The following is a 16,252-nucleotide window of genomic DNA, read 5'->3' as shown; positions in this document are numbered from 1 at the left end:
ACCAGGGCTGCCCGCCCATGGTCGGGGAGTTGAATATGTGCTCCCAGCACGGGTGAACGGAAGCTGAACGGAGGCGGTTCCGTCCCTGGTGGGTGGCAGGGTGAGCCGTATGGACGGTCGTGAACTGGTGCGTTCGATCAAGGCGTTCGGCTCGGCGCGGGGATGGCGGACGGTGGCGGTGGCGTGGCGGCAGCGGCGTACGGACGCGCGGGCGCTGCCGCCGAGGGGTCCGGAGAGGGCCCGGGTTCCGGGGCTCGCGGTCGTGGCGGAGGCCGCGCCCGGCGGGGGGACCATCCGGTTCGCGCGGTCCGTCCTGAAGGTCTCCGTCTCAGCGGTCGGCACCGTGTTCTGGGCCTGGGACGGGGCCGGTCCGCTCCCCTCGTACGCGCTGGCGGGCGAGGCCCCCGATCCGGACCCCCGGGCCCTGCTCGAACCGGACACCGGCGGCGGCTGGCGGATCGTCTCGGAGCGGGTGACGGTGGCGGTCTCCCGGCACGGGGCGGTGGAGGTGCGGACGCCGGGCGGGGTGATGCTGCGCAGGGATCTGCCGCCCCGCTGGTGGGAACCGGTGGACGGGGCGGGCGGCCCGGCCTCGGGGGGTTCCGCGCGCTGGACGCAGCGCAGCGAGCTGCCCGCCGACGCCCGGTTCTTCGGGCTCGGCGGCCGGGCGTCGGGGCCGCGTCTGCGGGACGGCTCGTACCGGCTGTGGAACACCGACCCCCAGGTCGGTTTCGGCCCGGGGGACGACCCTCTGTACATCACCATGCCGGTGCAGTTCGTCGTGTCGGACGCCGGGACGCACCTCGCCTTCCACGACAACACCTGGGACGGCCGGGTCACCCTCGCCGGGGGTGAGGAGGGGGCGGGTTCGGGGCACGACCGGCCCGCGACCAGCGAGGTCCGGATGGACGGCGGGCCGCTGCGCTGCTGGGTGGTCGTCGGCACCCCCGCGCGCGTGCTCCACCACTGGGCGGCGCTCACCGGCGCGCCCGCGCTGCCGCCCGCCTGGGCGCTGGGGCCGCAGCACGCCCGCTGGGGCTTCGGGAGCGCCCAGGAGGTCCGGCGGGTGGTGGCGGGGTACCGGGAGCGGGGCCTCGCCCTGTCCGCCGTGCACCTGGACATCGACCACTACGACGGGCACCGGGTGTTCACGGTCGGCCGGGACCGTTTCCCCGACCTGCCGGGGCTCGCGGCGGAGCTGCGGGAGCAGGGGGTGCGGCTGGTGTCGATCGTGGACCCGGCGGTGCGGGCGGAGCCGGGGGACGCGGTGTACGACTCCGGGCGGGCGGCCGGGGCGTTCGTCCGGGACGCGGCGGGCGCGGAGCTGCACGGGGTGGTGTGGCCCGGTACCTGCGCCTATCCGGACTTCACCGATCCGGCGGTACGGGAGTGGTGGGGCGGGCTGTACGAGGAGCGGCTCCGGCAGGGCTTCGCCGGGGTCTGGCACGATATGAACGAGCCCGTCTCGTTCGTCCCCTTCGGCGATCCGACGCTGCCCCGCTCGGCGCGCCACGCGCTCGACGGGCGGGGCGGCGACCACCGCGAGGCGCACAACGTGTACGGGCTGACGATGGCACGCGCCGGTTACGAGGGGCTGCGGCGGCTGCGGCCCGGCGAACGGCCCTTCCTCTTCTCCCGCTCGGGCTGGGCCGGGATGCAGCGGTACGGGGGCACCTGGTCGGGCGATGTGTCCACGGGCTGGCCGGGGCTGCGGGCGTCGCTCGCCCTGGTGCTGGGGCTCGGGCTCTGCGGGGTGCCGTACTCGGGGCCCGACGTGGGCGGGTTCGACGGCTCGCCCTCGCCCGAGCTGTTCTTGCGCTGGTACCAGCTGGGGGCGTGGCTGCCGCTGTTCCGCACCCACGCGGCGATCGACGCGGGGCGGCGCGAGCCCTGGGAGTTCGGGCCGGAGGTCCTGGAGCACGCGCGCGTGGCGCTGGCGGAACGGGAGCGGCTGCGGCCGTACTTCACGACCCTCGCCCGGCTCGCCCGGATGACGGGCGCCCCGTACGTCCGGCCCGTGTGGTGGGGGACGCCGGAGGACCGGGCGCTGCGGGACTGTGAGGACGCGTTCCTGCTCGGTGACGCGCTGCTCGTGGCGCCCGTCCTGACCGGGGGCGCCGACCGGCGGGCGGTCAGGCTGCCGCGCGGGCGCTGGTACGACACGGCGACGGGCCGGGCGTACGAGGGTCCCGGGCAGGTGCTGCTCGACGCGCCGCTGTCCCGGGTGCCGGTGCTGGCACGGGCCGGGGCGGTGCTCCCGGTGCGCGGCGACGACGGTGGTCCGGCCCTGGAGGTGTGGGCGCCCGCGCCGGGACGGACGGGGGGCGGGCTCGTCGTACGGGACACCGGGGACGGGTGGGAGCCGGGCGAGATCGAGCGGTACCAGTCGCGCCTGGTGGACGGCCGGGTGGTCGTGGAACGGGTGACGGACGACGGGCCGGAGGAACCGGAACTTCCGGTGCGGATCCGGGGACTCGGGGAGGGAGGGACGGGGGCGGGGGTGTGACGGGGGCGGGCTGTGATGCCGCAGGGGCCGCTCCGGTTCGCGGCCCATGCGGCCCATGCGGCTGCGGAGCCGTATCGGGGTGGCCGGGGCCGTGGGCCCGTTCCGTCAGTCGTACTCCCCCGCGAACCACTTCGCCATCGCCCTCGTGTGGAGGGGGAAGGCCAGGTCCTGGGGCGCGGGGATCAGGTGGTGGCCGCTCGTCTCGTCCGTGGCGACGGAGGGCGGGAGCGCGCTCGCCGGGCGGGGCGGGAGGAGGCCGAAGAGGAGGAGGTGCCCGGCCGGGGAACTCATCGCGTCGGCGAGCCGGACGTCCTCGGCGGGGGCCTCGATGCCGGTCTCCTCGCGCAGTTCGCGGACGACGGCGGCCCGCCAGTCCTCGCCGTGGTCGATGAAGCCGCCCGGCAGCGCCACCCCGCCCCGCGCGGGCTCGATGGTGCGGGTGATGACGACGAGACCCGTACCGCCGCCGTCCGTGACCGGCAGGAGGGCGACGGCGACGGGCAGCGGGTTGCGGTACGCGGTGACGCCGCAGACCGGGCAGGTGCGGGGCCACCCCGCGGCGGCCCGGTGGGCGGCGCCGCAGGAGGAACAGTGCGTGTCACGGGTGTCCTTCACCCTGCCGACCGTACCCGTGCGCCCTTTCCCGGCGCTGCCGGAACTGGTAGACGGTGCGCATGACAGGACTCGTCCCCGCCCTCCGTACCCTCGCCGGCGTGGCCTCGGCCGGGCTGCTCGCCGTCACGGGCGCCCTCACCGCCCCCGCTCCCCCGGCCTCGGCCGCGCCGGAACCCCGGGCTCCGAGGGAGTTCGTGGCGCTCTCCTCGGTCGACCCGACGATCCTCCAGGAGATGCGCTACACGACCCGGCACAACTTCGTGGGCGCGCCGGTGGACGGCTACCGGCAGCCGCTGTGCATCCTGACCCGGCCCGCCGCCGAGGCACTGCACCGGGCGCAGCAGCGGCTGCTGGCCCGGGGGTACACGCTGAAGGTGTACGACTGCTACCGGCCGCAGCGGGCCGTCGACCACTTCGTGCGCTGGGCGGAGGACCTGGCCGACGAGCGGATGAAGGGCGAGTTCTATCCGCTCGTCGACAAGTCGAGGCTGTTCGAGGACGGTTACATCGCGGAGAAGTCCGGGCACAGCCGGGGTTCGACGGTGGACCTGACGCTCGTCCGGCTCCCGGCCGCGCCCACGCGCGCGTACGTGCCGGGCGAGCGGCTGGTGGAGTGCTTCGCGCCCCGGGCGGAGCGCTTCCCGGACAACTCCGTGGACATGGGCACCGGCTACGACTGCTTCGACCCCCGCTCGGGCACCGACGATCCGAGGATCGTGGGCGGGCCCCGGGCGAACCGGCAACTGCTCAAGGGGGTGCTCGCCGGACAGGGCTTCGTGAACCTTCCGGAGGAGTGGTGGCACTTCACGTTCCAGCCGGAGCCCTTCCCCGACACCTTCTTCGACTTCCCGGTGGCCCGGCGGTCGGTGGCCGGACACTGACGTCTTCCCTGGACCGGTCTCCCGTGCCACACTCCTGACGGTTCGTCAGATACGGGATGGCCGACGGTACGGGAGACCTCGATGGCAGGGACGCGCAGACCGGTGGTGGCCGGGTGGTTCACCGACGACACCGTGCCGGAGGACCGGTTCCGGCTGCTCGGCACCCGCTGTGCGGCCTGCGCCTCGGTGTTCTTCCCCCGTGAGGACGACGCCTGCCGCAATCCACTCTGCGCGGGCGGGGAACTCGTCGAGGTCCCGCTCTCGCCGCGCGGCCGGGTCTGGTCGTACACCGACGGCCGCTACCGTCCGCCCGCCCCCTACGCGTCCGACCCGGACGTCCCCTGGGAGCCGTACACCCTGGTCGCCGTGGAACTGGCGGCGGAGGCGATGGTGGTGCTCGGGCAGGCCGCGCCCGGCGTCACCACGGCCGATCTCGCCGTCGGCACGGAGGTCGAGGTGGTGCCCGGGGTCCTCAACGAGGACGAGCGGCACATCTGGACCACGTGGAACTGGCGGCCCGTAGGGGGCACTCAGGGGGCCGCTCCCGGACCTCGGGGATCGACTCCCGCGCCTCAGGGTTCCGCCACCGGGTCCCAGGGTTCCGTCTCCGGGTCTCAGGGTTCCGTCTCCGGCGAGCGGGAGGAGCGGTCGTGAACGACATCGCCGTGCTCGGGGCGGGAATGCACCCCTGGGGCAAGTGGGGGCGCCGCTTCGTCACCTACGGGACGGCCGCCGCCCGTGCCGCGCTCGCCGACGCCGGGCTCGACTGGACCGACGTCGGCTCGGTCGTCGGCGCCGACACCATGCGCTGCGGCTACCCCGGCTATGTGGCCGGGGCGACGTTCGCCCAGGCCCTCGGCTGGCAGGGCGCTCGGGTGACCAGCGTCTATGCGGCCTGTGCCTCGGGCGCCCAGGCCGTCGCGGTCGCACGGGCCCAGATCCTGGCCGGTCTCACGGACGTGGTCCTGGTGGTCGGCGCGGACTCGGCACCCAAGGGCTTCTTCGCCCCCGCCGAGGGCGACCGGCCCGACGACCCCGACTGGCTGCGGTTCCGGGTGCTGGGGGCCACCAATCTCGCGTACTTCGCCCTCGCCGCCCGCCGCCGGATGGCGCTGTACGGCGACACCCCCGAGGACTTCGCCCGGGTCAAGGTGAAGAACGCGGCGGCCGGGGCGCTCAACCCGCTGGCCCGCTACCGGACCCGGGTGACCGCCGAGGAGGTCGCCGCCTCCGCCGTGGTCGCCGATCCGCTGCGGCTCCTCGACATCTGCGCCACCTCGGACGGCGGGGCCGCGCTCGTCCTGTCCGGCATGGACTTCGCCCGCGCGCACGGGCACCCCGATCCCGTACGGATCAGGGCCGTGTCGACGGTCTCCCCCACCTACCCCAGGACGGTGCTCGACCTGCCGGACATCGCGACGGACTCGGCGGTGGCCGTCGCCCCGGCGCCGTACGCCTTCCGCGCCTCCCTCGCACGCGCCGCCTACGAGGAGGCGGGGATCGGGCCGGAGGACCTGTCGCTCGCGGAGGTGTACGACCTGTCCACCGCCCTGGAGCTGGAGTGGTACGAGGACATCGGGCTCTGCCCGCCGGGCGAGGGCGCCAAGCTGCTCGGGGAGGGCGCGACCGCGCTGGGCGGACGCGTCCCCGTCAACACCAGCGGCGGTCTCGCCTCGTTCGGGGAGGCGGTGCCCGCGCAGGCCATCGCCCAGGTCTGCGAGCTGACCTGGCAGCTGCGGGGCACGGCGGGCGACCGGCAGGTGCCGGGGGCCCGGGTCGGCATCACCGCGAACCAGGGTCTGTTCGGGCACGGGTCGGCGGTGGTGGCCGTGCGCTGACCGCCCCACCGGGGGACTTGAGGAACCTTGAGCGGCTTGAGGACCTTCAGGGGCTTGAGGACCTTCAGGGGCTTCAGGGGCTTCAGGGGCTTCAGGGGCTGGGGAACTCAAGGATGTCGAGGGCCCGAAGCCCTCGATGCCCCTGAGGGGCGCTCAGGGGGTGGCCGTCGCGTGGCTCCGGTCCGCGAGGACGAGCGCGTGCTCGACGACGGCCACCAGCACGTTCTTCACGGACTCGCGGTCCCGCGCGTCGCACATGACCAGCTCCACCTCGGGGTCGAGGTCGAGCGCCCCGCGCACGCTCTCGGCGGGGAACCGCCGGGCGCCCTCGAAGCAGTTGACGGCCACCGTGAACGGGATGCCGCGCCGCTCGAAGTAGTCGATGGCCGCGAAGCTCTCCTCCAGACGGCGGGTGTCCGCGAGGACGACCGCGCCGAGCGCGCCCTGTGCCAGCTCGTCCCAGAGGAACCAGAAGCGGTCCTGGCCGGGGGTGCCGAACAGATACAGGACGAGGTCCTCGCGGAGGGTGATCCGGCCGAAGTCCATGGCGACCGTGGTGGTCTTCTTGGCCTCGACCCCGTGCAGGTCGTCGACGGGCCGCCCCGCCTCGCTGAGGACCTCCTCGGTCCGCAGCGGCCTGATCTCGCTGACCGCGCCCACCAGTGTCGTCTTGCCGACCCCGAACCCGCCCGCGACGAGGATCTTCAGGGTCATCGGTTCGACGTAGGGGTGTTTGCGGCTAGAGCGCCCGAAGGCCATTGATCACCTCGCGGAGAATGCTCACGTCCGGCAGTTCGGCCGGCGGAACGGGGCGGGTCACATGGACGAGTTCGTCCTCGACGAGATCACCGACGAGGACCCTGACGACCCCTACGGGGAGGTCGAGTCCCGCGGCGAGCTCGGCGATCGACTGGGGCTGCTCGGAGCAGCGTTCGACGATCTCCACGTGCTCGGGGGAGAGCGACTGGTCCCGGCCGGGGTCGTCGGCGGCGGGTTCGGGGACGACCAGCGCGATGAGGTCGAGTCGGTGACGGGTGGCGGCGCTCGTCCGGCCGCGGGTCATCGCGTACGGACGGACCACCGGTCCCGCCTCGTCGTCGAACCAGTGGTGGTGGCCGGGGGTCCGGCCCTGGTTCAGCTGGTTCCGCTCGGCTGCGTCTGTCATACCGTCCCGCTCACCCTCCCGAGGGCAGACCGGACCGGGGGGCCGTCGTGAGGTGGGCCCCGACCCGCTTCACCATCAGCGTCATCTCGTAGGCGACCTGGCCGATGTCGGAGTCGGAGTCCGCGAGCACGGCCAGGCAGCTGCCGTCCCCGGCGGCCGTCACGAAGAGGAAGGCCTCCTCCAGCTCGACGACCGTCTGGCGGACCTTGCCCGCCTCGAAGTGGCGGCCGACGCCCTTGGCGAGGCTGTGGAAACCGGAGGCCACGGCGGCCAGGTGCTCGCCGTCCTCGCGGGTCAGGTCCCGGGAGGCACCGGTGGGGAGGCCGTCGCTGGAGAGCACGAGGGCCTTGCGGATCGAACCGACGCGCTGGACGAGCTCGTCCAGGAGCCAGTTCAGCTCGCCGTGCCCGTGTGCGTGACCGGACGTGCTGGGTGCTGCGGCGTTCGGTGCGGTCATCGACCGTCCCCCTCGGGTGTCGTTCCTGGTGCTGTCGGTTCGTCCGGATCGGCGTCGTGGCCGCGCCCGCGCTGCCAGCCGCGCTGCATGGCCGCCATGCGGGCGCGCACCTCGTCGGCGTCGCGCTCGAAGGAGTCCGGGCCCTCCGCGGAACCGGCCCTTCCCGTACGGGCGCCGGTGCGGGAACCCGTACGGGTTCCGTCCGGTCCTTCCGTCCCGCGCAGCTGCGGCGCGAGGCTGGCCTGGCGGACCCGGCGGGGCAGTCCGCCGAAGGGCTCGGGGCCGTCCGCCCGGACGGGACCCTCGGCCGGTACGGGGAAGAGGGCGGGGCCGGAACCCCGCTGGTCCCGTCCGGCACCGTGGCCGGGGTGCCCGGTGCCGGTGTGGCCCGTGTCCTGGTGGCCGGTGTTCCCGTGGCCGGTGCCGGGGTGGCCGGTGCCGGTACCGAGGCGGCTGGTGCCGTCCGCCGCCCGGCCGGGGGCGTCCGGGTCCCCGGGGTGACGTCCCGGAGCGGGGTGCGCCCGGCCCGTGAGCGGCTGCTCCAGGACGGGAGGCACCTGGTCGGGGGCGGGGAGGCCGTGGGCGCGGTCCGGGACGGAGTCCGTACGGCCCTGGGGCGTACGGGTCCGGTCCTGGGAGGTGCCGGTCCGGTCCTGGGGCGTACCCGCTGACGTGCCCGCGCGGTCCGGAAGGCCGTGCGCGCGGTCCGGTTCGCCGACGCGGCGGCCGTGGTCCACCACCAGGGTCGGGGTGGGCCGCCGGCGCGGCAGCGGCGCCGGGCCGTCGGCCGGGTCCCCTTCGTCGCCGTGGCCTTCCGGACGGTCCTGCGACTGTCCGTGCTGCCCTTCGGCGGGTCCCGGGCCGGTGCGGCGCCCGCGCCGGGGCCGGAAGAGGCCGCCGCGCTCGCTGTCGCTGTCGAGCAGGTCGGCCGACCGGTCGAGCAGGACGTCGAGGTCCTCGGCGCCGACCGGTCCTTCGAGCTCGACGGGGCCGTCGAGCGGGCCCGGCACCTCGACGACGTCCGGGACGCGGGCCAGCGCCGGACGGCGGCCCGGCAGCACAGCGGTGCCGTCGGGACCGATGTCGGCCGGACCGACCCGGTCCGGGGTCTTGCGGTCCAGACGGAATCCCGCGCCCTGGGTCTCGGGCGCGTCGGTCAGCAGGGCCGCCGGGATGAAGACGACCGCGGTGGTCCCCCCGTAGGGGGAGGTCTGGAGCGAGACCCGGACGTTCTGGCGCTGGGCGAGACGGCTGACCACGAAGAGGCCGAGGCGGTCGGTGTCCGACAGCTCGAACTCGGGGGTCTCGGCGAGCCGGAGGTTGGCGTCGAGCAGGGCGTCGGCGTTCATTCCCAGGCCCCGGTCGTGGATCTCCAGGGTGAAGCCGTTGGCGACGCGCTCGCCGAGGACCTGCACGGCGGTGTGCGGGGGCGAGAACACCGTGGCGTTCTCCAGGAGTTCGGCGATGAGGTGGGTGAGGTCCGCGACGGCGGGGCCGCCCACGCCGAGGCGCGGGAGCCTGCGCACCTCGATCCGCTCGTAGTCCTCGACCTCGGCGACGGCGGCGCGGACCACGTCCATGAGCTGGACCGGCTTGCGCCACTGCCGGGAGGGGGCGGCGCCGGAGAGGATGACGAGCCCCTCGGCGTGCCGCCGCATGCGGGTGGTGAGGTGGTCGAGGCGGAAGAGGTCGGCCAGCTCGTCGGTGTCCTCGGTGCGCCGCTCCATGGTGTCGAGGAGGGTGAGCTGACGGTGCAGCAGGACCTGGTTGCGCCGGGCGAGGTTGACGAACACCTCGGAGACGCCCCGGCGGAGCTCGGACTGCTTGACGGTGGCCTCGACGGCGGCGCGCTGAAGGGTGTTGAGAGCCTGGCCTACCTGGCCGACCTCGTCCTCGCCGTACCGCAGGTGGGGCACCTCGGTGCCGACGTCGACCTGTTCGCCCGCGGCGAGCCTGCGCATGACGCTGGGCAGCCGGACCCCGGAGACCTCCTGGGCCTCCTTCTGGAGGCGGCGCAGGTCGCGGACGAGGGAGCGGCCGACACGGACGGAGATGACGAGCGAGGCGAGCAGCGCGATGAAGCCGAGGACGCCCGCGACGCCGACCTTGAGCAGGACGCCGTACGCGGCGGGCCGGACCCGCTCCTGGTAGCGGTCGCCCGCGGCGGTGTTCTCACGGGCGAGGTCGTCGAGGACGGGGCCCGCCCGGTCCTGCCAGTGGGCGGCGGTGACGGCGCGCGGGGTGTCGGTGGGGCCCTCTCGGAGGATCGCGTTCTCGGCGGCGCGCAGCGGCTGGGTGTCGGGGCTGCGCCAGTACTTCTCGAAGTGGTCGCGCTCGGCGGCGGGCAGGACTTCGAGGTTGACCTCGTAGAACAGGGTGCGCTTGGCGACCAGGTCGGAGACGGCGCGGATCTCCTCGCGGGTGATGCGGCCCGCGACGAGCGCGGAGAGGACGAGGGCGTCCTCCTGGGAGAGCAGCTCACGCGCGCGCGTGATGCCGACGAGGGCCCGGCCCTGCTTGTCCATCTCCACGTTCTCCAGGGCGTGGAGGGTGATGAGGAAGCTGTAGCAGGGGTCGACGAGCCGGTTGTAGAACTCCAGGGTCTGGATCCGGCCGACATCGCGCTTCTCCACGGAGCGGCGCAGGGAGTCGAGGCCGTCGAACGCTTCCAGGAGGGAGCTGAGCCGCTGGGCGGTGACGGGCTGCATCTCCTCGCGGACGCCGGGGTCCTCGGCGTTGGCTCGGATGCGGGCGATCTGCCGGTCGGTGGCCTCGCGGGTGTCGCGCAGCGAGTCGAGAGCCTCGGAGCCCCGGGGGTCGGCGAGGTAGATGAGGGACTGGCGGCGTTCGAGCTGGATGACCCGGGCGGTGTCCTCCAGGGGGTAGCCGACCTTGTCGACGATGTAGCCGACGTCGAGGAGCTGGTCGGCCTCGCGGCCGGTGAGGACCGTGGCGAACGCCCAGAGCCCGGTGAGGGAGACGAGCGGTACGAGCAGCAACGCCACGATCTTCCGGCGGATGGACTTCCCGCGAAAGCGCATGGCCTCCCCCAGCTCGGCCCCCGCGCGTCACGGGGGTCCTTCACGTTCGTGACGTCCGGCGTCAACACGCGGCGTCAACCTTCGGTTTCAACAAACGGCGGCGCGAGCCTACTACTGCATCAAGACCATCTCGAAGGCGTGTCCGGGCTATTTTCAGCCTGTCGAGTGAGCGTTGATCATGAGATGTCCCGGTATTCGGGGAGTTGGGATCCGCCACTGTGGCGCAGGACACCTGATGGTGCGCCATTTCGCCCACTCGGGGAGATGGCTGGAACTTTCTGTTCCGTTCGCTCGTGTCGCATGTTTCACGGGGGTCGGGCGAAACCTTTTACCTCGGTCGTGCGTCAATAAGTACGGGGAGGGCTCTGTCCGCGTAAAGGCACGCAAGGCGGGCAGCCACCCCTGGAGTCGTTCAGCGGTGGGGAGTGACAGGACCATGGGACACGAGGCGCGGTCGGCGCGGCAGTTGTGGATGGAGGAGGAGCGGGGCACTCAGCGGATGCCGGACCCGGTGCGCAACGCGGCGGTACGCGCGGTGATGATCACATCGGTGACGCTGATCCAGGCAGTGGTGGCGTTCCTGTGCAGTGTGGCGGGTTCCTGGCTGGCGTTCCCGGTCACGGTCACGGCGGTCGCCTCGACCGTGGTGGCCACCTGGAGCGTCCTGGACGTGTGGATCACCCGTCAGGTCTGGCGCCAGCGCAACGGCGTGGTGTCGGAGCCGAGCAGTACGGCCCGTCCGTCGCTGCGCGCCAAGCGCGTGGCGGATCGCACGGAGACGGTACCGCTGTCGGAGGCGGCCTGACGGTCTGACCGGCCGTCCACGGGGCGGTGACCTTGCCCCGTACGGGAAGGAGGTCCGTCTCCCGCGGGAGCACGGCCCCGGGCCGTACGGGGCGAAGACCGGTGGTCTCGTCGGCCATCACGGCGACGCGGGCCCCGGCCCGTACGGACGGAAGAACGGCCCGGTCCCCCTCGTGGGGGCCGGGCCGTTCCGTGTCCCGGCCCCCTACGGGGTCCGTGCGGGTGCCGGGGCGTCGGACTGGTGGCGGCGGAACATGCGCGTCGCCGTGATCTCGCCGTGGATCTTCTCGCCCTCCCCCACGGGCTGCGGCAGCCCCGGCCGCAGGTGCTCCTCGACGCTGATGTACTTCAGGCCCGCCCTCAGGTCGGCGTCGTTGCGCAGCCGGATCACCAGCGGGAACTCGGCGAGCGCCGTCGTGTCGAACAGGCCCGTCGTGTAGAGGAGCTGGACGCCGAGCGCGTCCGACACGGCCCGCTGGAGCTCCAGGAGGTACGTGGCGTTGGCCCGGCCGATCGGGTTGTCGAGGAACAGGGTGCCCGCGTGCCGGTGCTTGTCCCGGCCCCGGTCGTTGGAACGGAGCGCCGCCATCGTGCAGTACAGGGCGATGGCCGCGGTGAGGAGCTGGCCGCCGGAGAAGACGTCGCCCATCTGTCCGACGGGCACCCGCTCGGCGCGCAGCACCGCGTCGGGCTTCAGGATCTCGACGGAGATCCCCTTGGGTTCCAGCGCCGCCTGCACCCCGCGCAGCAGCAGCGACATGCCGTCGCGGCGCAGGTCGGAGTTCTTCCTGACGGCGGCGCGGGTGGCCTCGTCGACGACCTCGCCGAGCCGCTCCACGAGGGTGGCCTGGTCGGGCTCCTCGAAGCGGATGCGCAGGAACTCCTGGCCGGACCACTCGCCGAGGCCCTCGGGGAGCCGGGAGAGGCGCTGCGCGGAGCGGAGCGTGGCGAGCGAGGACTCCACGAGTCCGCGCAGCCGGTCCACGATCGAGTCGCGGTTGCGCTCCAGCTGCTCCAGCTCGTCGGTGAGGACCCGCAGCCGGGGCGCGAATGCCTGCGCCCACTTGGCGGCGTGCTCGGGCAGCGCGGAGGCGGGGAGTTCGCGGATCTGCTGCCGGGCCGGGGTGCGGACCTGCTCGTACCGGGTGGAGTTGGCGTGCCGTACGAGGATGTCGCTCGCCTCGCGCACGGAGGCGTCGGCGGCGGCCAGCTCGGCCGTGCGGCCGCGCAGGGTGCGGCGGGTCTCGGCGGCCGTCGTCCGGGCCTCCTCCAGGGTCCCCCGGTGGGCCTCGGTCTCCTCGTGCTCCTCGTCGGCGTGGTCGCGGAGCAGGTCCCGCAGGAGGGCGGCGGTCTCGTCGAAGCCACCCGCCGCGTCCTCGGCGGCCCGGTGGTCCCGCAGGAGTCCCGCGTGGGCCGCGCGGGCGGCCTCCAGGGCGTCGGTGCGGGCGGCGAGTTCGGTGGTGGCGGTGCGCAGCAGGGCCTGGGCGCGCTCGGCGTCGGCGGGCACCTGCTCGTCCGGCAGGGCGGTGTGCGCCCCGCCGTCCTCGGGTGCGAGCCGCTCTGCCTCGCCCCGGAGGCGTCCCAGCTTCTCACTGGCCTCCGAGGCGCGGGTCTCCAGCATCTGCACCAGGGCCTCGGCGCGGGCCGCCGCCGCCTGCCGGGACGGGCCGTCGGCGCCGTCGGTGGACTCCAGGAGCTGTTCGGCGCGGATGCGGACCTTGTTGGTGAGGCGGTCGAGTTCGGCGAGGGCGGCGGACTCGTCGCTCTCGGAGCGGGCCTGCTCGGCGCGCAGGTCGGCGCCGACGCCGACCTTCTCGTACAGCTGGGACGCGGCCCGGTAGGCCTCGCGGAGGGTGGGGAGCGCGACGCGCGGGGCGTCCGGGTCCTCCTCGGGGAGGGTGTCCGGGGCACCCGCGATCTCGGCGCGCTCGGCCCGCAGGGCGCGGGCGGTGCGGTGGGCGTCGTCGGCGGATCGCTGGGCGGCGCGGCGGTCCTCGTCGGCGGCGCGGGCGCGTTCCAGACAGGTCTGGGCGCGGGCCTCGGCCTCGGTGGCGTCGTCGGCGAGTTCGCGGAGCTTGGCCTGCCAGGTGGAGCGCTCGCGCAGCCGGTACGCGAGTCCCGCCAGGGCGTCGGCGGCCCGGCGGGCGCGCTGGGCGGCCTCCTGGCGCTCGTCGCGCGTCCGGGACGCCTCGGCGGCGGTCTCGTCGGCCTCCGCCCGGACCGCGCGCGTCTCGTCGAGGGTGGCGGCCGCGGCTTCCGCGGTCTCCCGGGCCGTCGTGGCGACGGCGGCGAGTTCGGCGAGCATCCCGGGCGGGCAGTCGGCGCGCCAGGCACCGATGCGGGAGGCGAGGGAGCGGTCGCCCGTGAGCCGGGCGGCGAGCGAGCGGATCTCCTCGTCGCGGGCGGTGGCGCGGGCGCGCAGGGCGTGCCGTTCCTCGTCGGCCGCGTGCTCGTCGTGCATGGCCGGGTTGGGCGGTACGAGGAAGACGCCGGTGTCGTCGGCCGGGTGCGCCGCCGGTACGGGGGCGAGCAGGGCGGCGGCGGTGCCGACGGCGACGGCGGAGCGGGGCAGCAGGGCGGCCGTGCCGAGGACGTCTCGGGCGCGGCCGTACGAGACGGGGTCGGTGATGACGACGCCGTCGACGAGTTCGGGGCGGGCGGCGAGGACCCGGGCGTGGTCGGCCGGGTCGACGGACTGGGCGAGGTAGCGCCAGCCGGGGAGGGCGGGGATGCCGTGCTCGCCGAGGTACTCGACGGTGGCGAGGACGTCGGGGCCGGGCGGGAGCAGTCCGCCGTCGCCGAGCGCGCCGAGGATGCGGGAGTCGTCGGCGGCGGCGGTGCGCAGGTCGAAGAGCTGGCGTTCGGCGGAGACGACGGCCTGGTCGAGCATCCCGCGCAGTTCGTCGGCGTACCGGTCGAACTCGGTGACGGTGAGCGGGCCCTGCGGCGCGGTGTCCCCGGTGGGGCCGCCGTCCGGGGTGGGTGTGCCGGGGTCCCGGTCGCCGCCGTCGGCGCGCTGGCCGGGGAGGGGAGAGCCGGTGGCGGGAAGGGCGGGAAGGGGGGAGCCGGTGGCGGGGAGGCTGAGGAGTTCGGCGAGGCGCTCCTCGGTGGCGAGGAGTTCGGCGGCGCGGCGCTCCGCGTCGTAGGCGTTCCCGGCGGCCTCGGCCGCGTCGGCGGCGCGGGCGGCGGCGAGTTCGGCGCGGGATTCGGCGGCGGCGCTCTCACGGGCGCGGTCCGTGGCGGTGCGGGCGGCCTCGCGGGCGGTGTCCCAGGCGGCGACGGCGGTCTTCTCGGCGTCGTTCGCGGCGAGCGCCGCGCGGGCCGGGTCGGCGTCGGGCGCGGAGTCGTCGAGCCAGCCCGCCCGTACCGCCTCGGCGGTCTCCTGCTCGACCTCGGCGAGCCGCTGGCGCAGGTGTCCGGCCTCGCTGCGGGCGCGCTGGGCCTCGGTCGCGGCGGAGGTGGCGTCCCGGTGGGCGGTCTCGCCGACCTCCTGGAGGGCGCTGGAGCGTTCCTCCTCCTCGGCCGCGTGGCGTCCGCCCTCCTCGGCGGCGGCGGCCAGGGCCCGTACGAGGCCGGCGGCGGCCAGGGAGCGGGCGGCGAGGGCCGGGGCGGCGTCCCGTTCGGCCTCGCGGATGGCGGCGGCCACGCGCGCGGAGCGGTCGCCGGACGCGCGGTGCCGCAGGACGACCTCGGCGGCCTGCCAGGCGGAGTGCGCGGTGCGGGCGTCGGTGAGTTCGCGGCGCTGGGAGGCGGCGCCCTTCTCGGCGACGGCCAGGGCCAGGGAGGCGTGCCGGTAGGCGAGTTCGGCGGCGATGAGGGCCCCGTGCCCGCGTGCGGTCTCGGCCCCGGCGACGGCGTGCGCGGCGGCGGTGACCGACTGGGCGAGTTCGGCGCCCCGGCCCCGTTCCTCGGCGGCGCGCGCGGAGAGGCGGCGGGCGAGGCCACGGGTGCGGCGCTCGGCCGCCGCGTGGATCTCGCGCGCCTGGGCGCGGGTCGCGGCGGCTTCGACGATCCGGCCGAGGAGGTCGACGGAACCGGCGGTGAAGTCGCGTTCGGCGGTCAGTTCGGCGCGGCGGCCCAGTTTGTCGCCGAAGCCGCCGACGAGGTCGGCGAGGCCGTCGGTGTCGCGGGTGTCGGTGACGGCCCGCAGCAGCAGGTCGGTGAAGTCGGAGTCCTTCTTGACGGCGAAGAGGCCCGCGGCCTCGCCCTCGTCGGCGTTCATCTCGCGCTGGTAGCGGAAGAGTTCGGGGTCGAGGCCCAGTTCGCCGAGGTGCTCGTTCCAGCGGTCGTGGATCTCCTCCCAGGAGACCTCCAGGTGCGGGTACGCCTTGCCCGCCTCCGTGATCGCGTCACGGAAGCCCTTCATGGTGCGGCGGCGGCCGGTCGCGCCCGAGGCACCCTCGGCGGCCGGACGGACGGAGGTCGCCTCGGCGACGGGGAGGTTGTCCAGGCTGAGGCCGGGGCCCGGCCGGAAGGAGTACCAGCCCTCGGCGAACTTGCGCGGGTCGGAGGAGACCTGGCGGCCGCGCCATTCGCTGGCCTTGCCGACGACGACGAGTTCCCCGGTGAGGGTGTGCTGCCATTCCAGGGCGACATGGCCGCAGTCGTCGGCGAGGAGGAACTTGCGCAGCACGCCGGAGCTGGCGCCGCCCAGGGTGTTGCGGTGGCCCGGGAGCATCACGGAGAAGATCAGCTTCAGGAGGACGGACTTGCCGCCGCCGTTCTCCAGGAAGAGCACGCCCGCGGGGGCCGGGCGGCGTGGCGGGCCGACCGGTTCCTCCGCGAAGAACTCCGCCTGGATGGGGGCGGGGTGGGGCACGGGGGCGCCGACCCCGCGCAGGTCCAGGACGGTGTCGGCGTAGCGCGCACCGGCGGGGCCGATGGAGTAGAGGCGGACCCGGGACAGCTCGTACATGCGGCGGACTCTCGTCGTCTCGTTCGGGTG

At 74.8% G+C, this 16,252-nt stretch carries 10 protein-coding genes and 1 pseudogene; 5 read left to right on the top strand and 6 right to left on the bottom strand.

Going from position 1 to position 16,252, the window contains the following annotated elements; translation table 11 throughout:
- Positions 1-109: 109 nt before the first annotated feature.
- Positions 110-2,506, top strand: a complete 2,397-nt coding sequence (locus ACIRQY_RS27000) for a glycoside hydrolase family 31 protein (protein WP_403930202.1) — start codon at positions 110-112, stop codon at positions 2,504-2,506.
- 105 nt (positions 2,507-2,611) lie between these two features.
- On the opposite strand, the gene ACIRQY_RS26995 is transcribed toward ACIRQY_RS27000, so the two are convergent.
- A complete protein-coding gene (locus ACIRQY_RS26995) occupies positions 2,612-3,121 on the bottom strand; it encodes an NUDIX domain-containing protein (protein WP_403930201.1) in 510 nt (169 codons plus the stop codon).
- Positions 3,122-3,180: 59 nt separating this feature from the next.
- On the opposite strand from ACIRQY_RS26995, the gene ACIRQY_RS26990 reads away from it, so the two are divergent.
- The 3 genes and pseudogenes from ACIRQY_RS26990 (at position 3,181) to ACIRQY_RS26980 (ending at position 5,840) form a co-directional block, all read left to right on the top strand.
- Entirely contained in the window at positions 3,181-4,002 is an 822-nt protein-coding gene (locus ACIRQY_RS26990) for a M15 family metallopeptidase (RefSeq protein ID WP_403930199.1), read from the top strand.
- 81 nt (positions 4,003-4,083) lie between these two features.
- Positions 4,084-4,527: pseudogene (locus tag ACIRQY_RS26985) on the top strand (Zn-ribbon domain-containing OB-fold protein); the annotation flags it as partial.
- Positions 4,528-4,682: 155 nt separating this feature from the next.
- On the top strand, positions 4,683-5,840 hold the full coding sequence (locus ACIRQY_RS26980) for a lipid-transfer protein (RefSeq protein WP_403930222.1): 1,158 nt from the start codon (positions 4,683-4,685) through the stop codon (positions 5,838-5,840).
- Between the two features lie 153 nt (positions 5,841-5,993).
- On the opposite strand, the gene ACIRQY_RS26975 is transcribed toward ACIRQY_RS26980, so the two are convergent.
- Genes ACIRQY_RS26975 through ACIRQY_RS26960 form a run of 4 tightly spaced genes read right to left on the bottom strand, consistent with a single transcriptional unit; the run spans position 5,994 to position 10,503 of the window.
- Positions 5,994-6,599: an ATP/GTP-binding protein gene (locus tag ACIRQY_RS26975; protein WP_351795420.1), complete on the bottom strand. Its 606-nt coding sequence runs from the start codon at positions 6,597-6,599 to the stop codon at positions 5,994-5,996.
- On the bottom strand, positions 6,580-7,005 hold the full coding sequence (locus ACIRQY_RS26970; protein WP_351795417.1) for a DUF742 domain-containing protein: 426 nt from the start codon (positions 7,003-7,005) through the stop codon (positions 6,580-6,582). The genes ACIRQY_RS26975 and ACIRQY_RS26970 overlap by 20 nt, the downstream gene beginning before the upstream one ends.
- 10 nt (positions 7,006-7,015) lie before the next feature.
- Positions 7,016-7,462, bottom strand: a complete 447-nt coding sequence (locus tag ACIRQY_RS26965) for a roadblock/LC7 domain-containing protein (RefSeq protein WP_351795414.1) — start codon at positions 7,460-7,462, stop codon at positions 7,016-7,018.
- Complete coding sequence (locus ACIRQY_RS26960; RefSeq protein ID WP_403930197.1) at positions 7,459-10,503, bottom strand: nitrate- and nitrite sensing domain-containing protein; 3,045 nt, start codon at positions 10,501-10,503, stop codon at positions 7,459-7,461. Before ACIRQY_RS26960 ends, ACIRQY_RS26965 begins: the two co-directional genes overlap by 4 nt.
- Positions 10,504-10,939: 436 nt before the next feature.
- On the opposite strand from ACIRQY_RS26960, the gene ACIRQY_RS26955 reads away from it, so the two are divergent.
- Positions 10,940-11,308, top strand: coding sequence for a hypothetical protein (locus tag ACIRQY_RS26955; RefSeq protein ID WP_351795409.1), 369 nt, complete (start codon positions 10,940-10,942; stop codon positions 11,306-11,308).
- Between the two features lie 204 nt (positions 11,309-11,512).
- Here the strand turns inward: ACIRQY_RS26955 and ACIRQY_RS26950 are convergent, their stop codons facing one another.
- Entirely contained in the window at positions 11,513-16,222 is a 4,710-nt protein-coding gene (locus tag ACIRQY_RS26950) for a hypothetical protein (protein ID WP_403930196.1), read from the bottom strand.
- Positions 16,223-16,252 lie beyond the last annotated feature (30 nt).

The sequence above is a fragment of the Streptomyces sp. NPDC101490 genome, from assembly GCF_044767145.1.
Taxonomy (GTDB): Bacteria; Actinomycetota; Actinomycetes; order Streptomycetales; family Streptomycetaceae; genus Streptomyces.
This window is presented reverse-complemented; position numbering and strand designations above follow the sequence as displayed.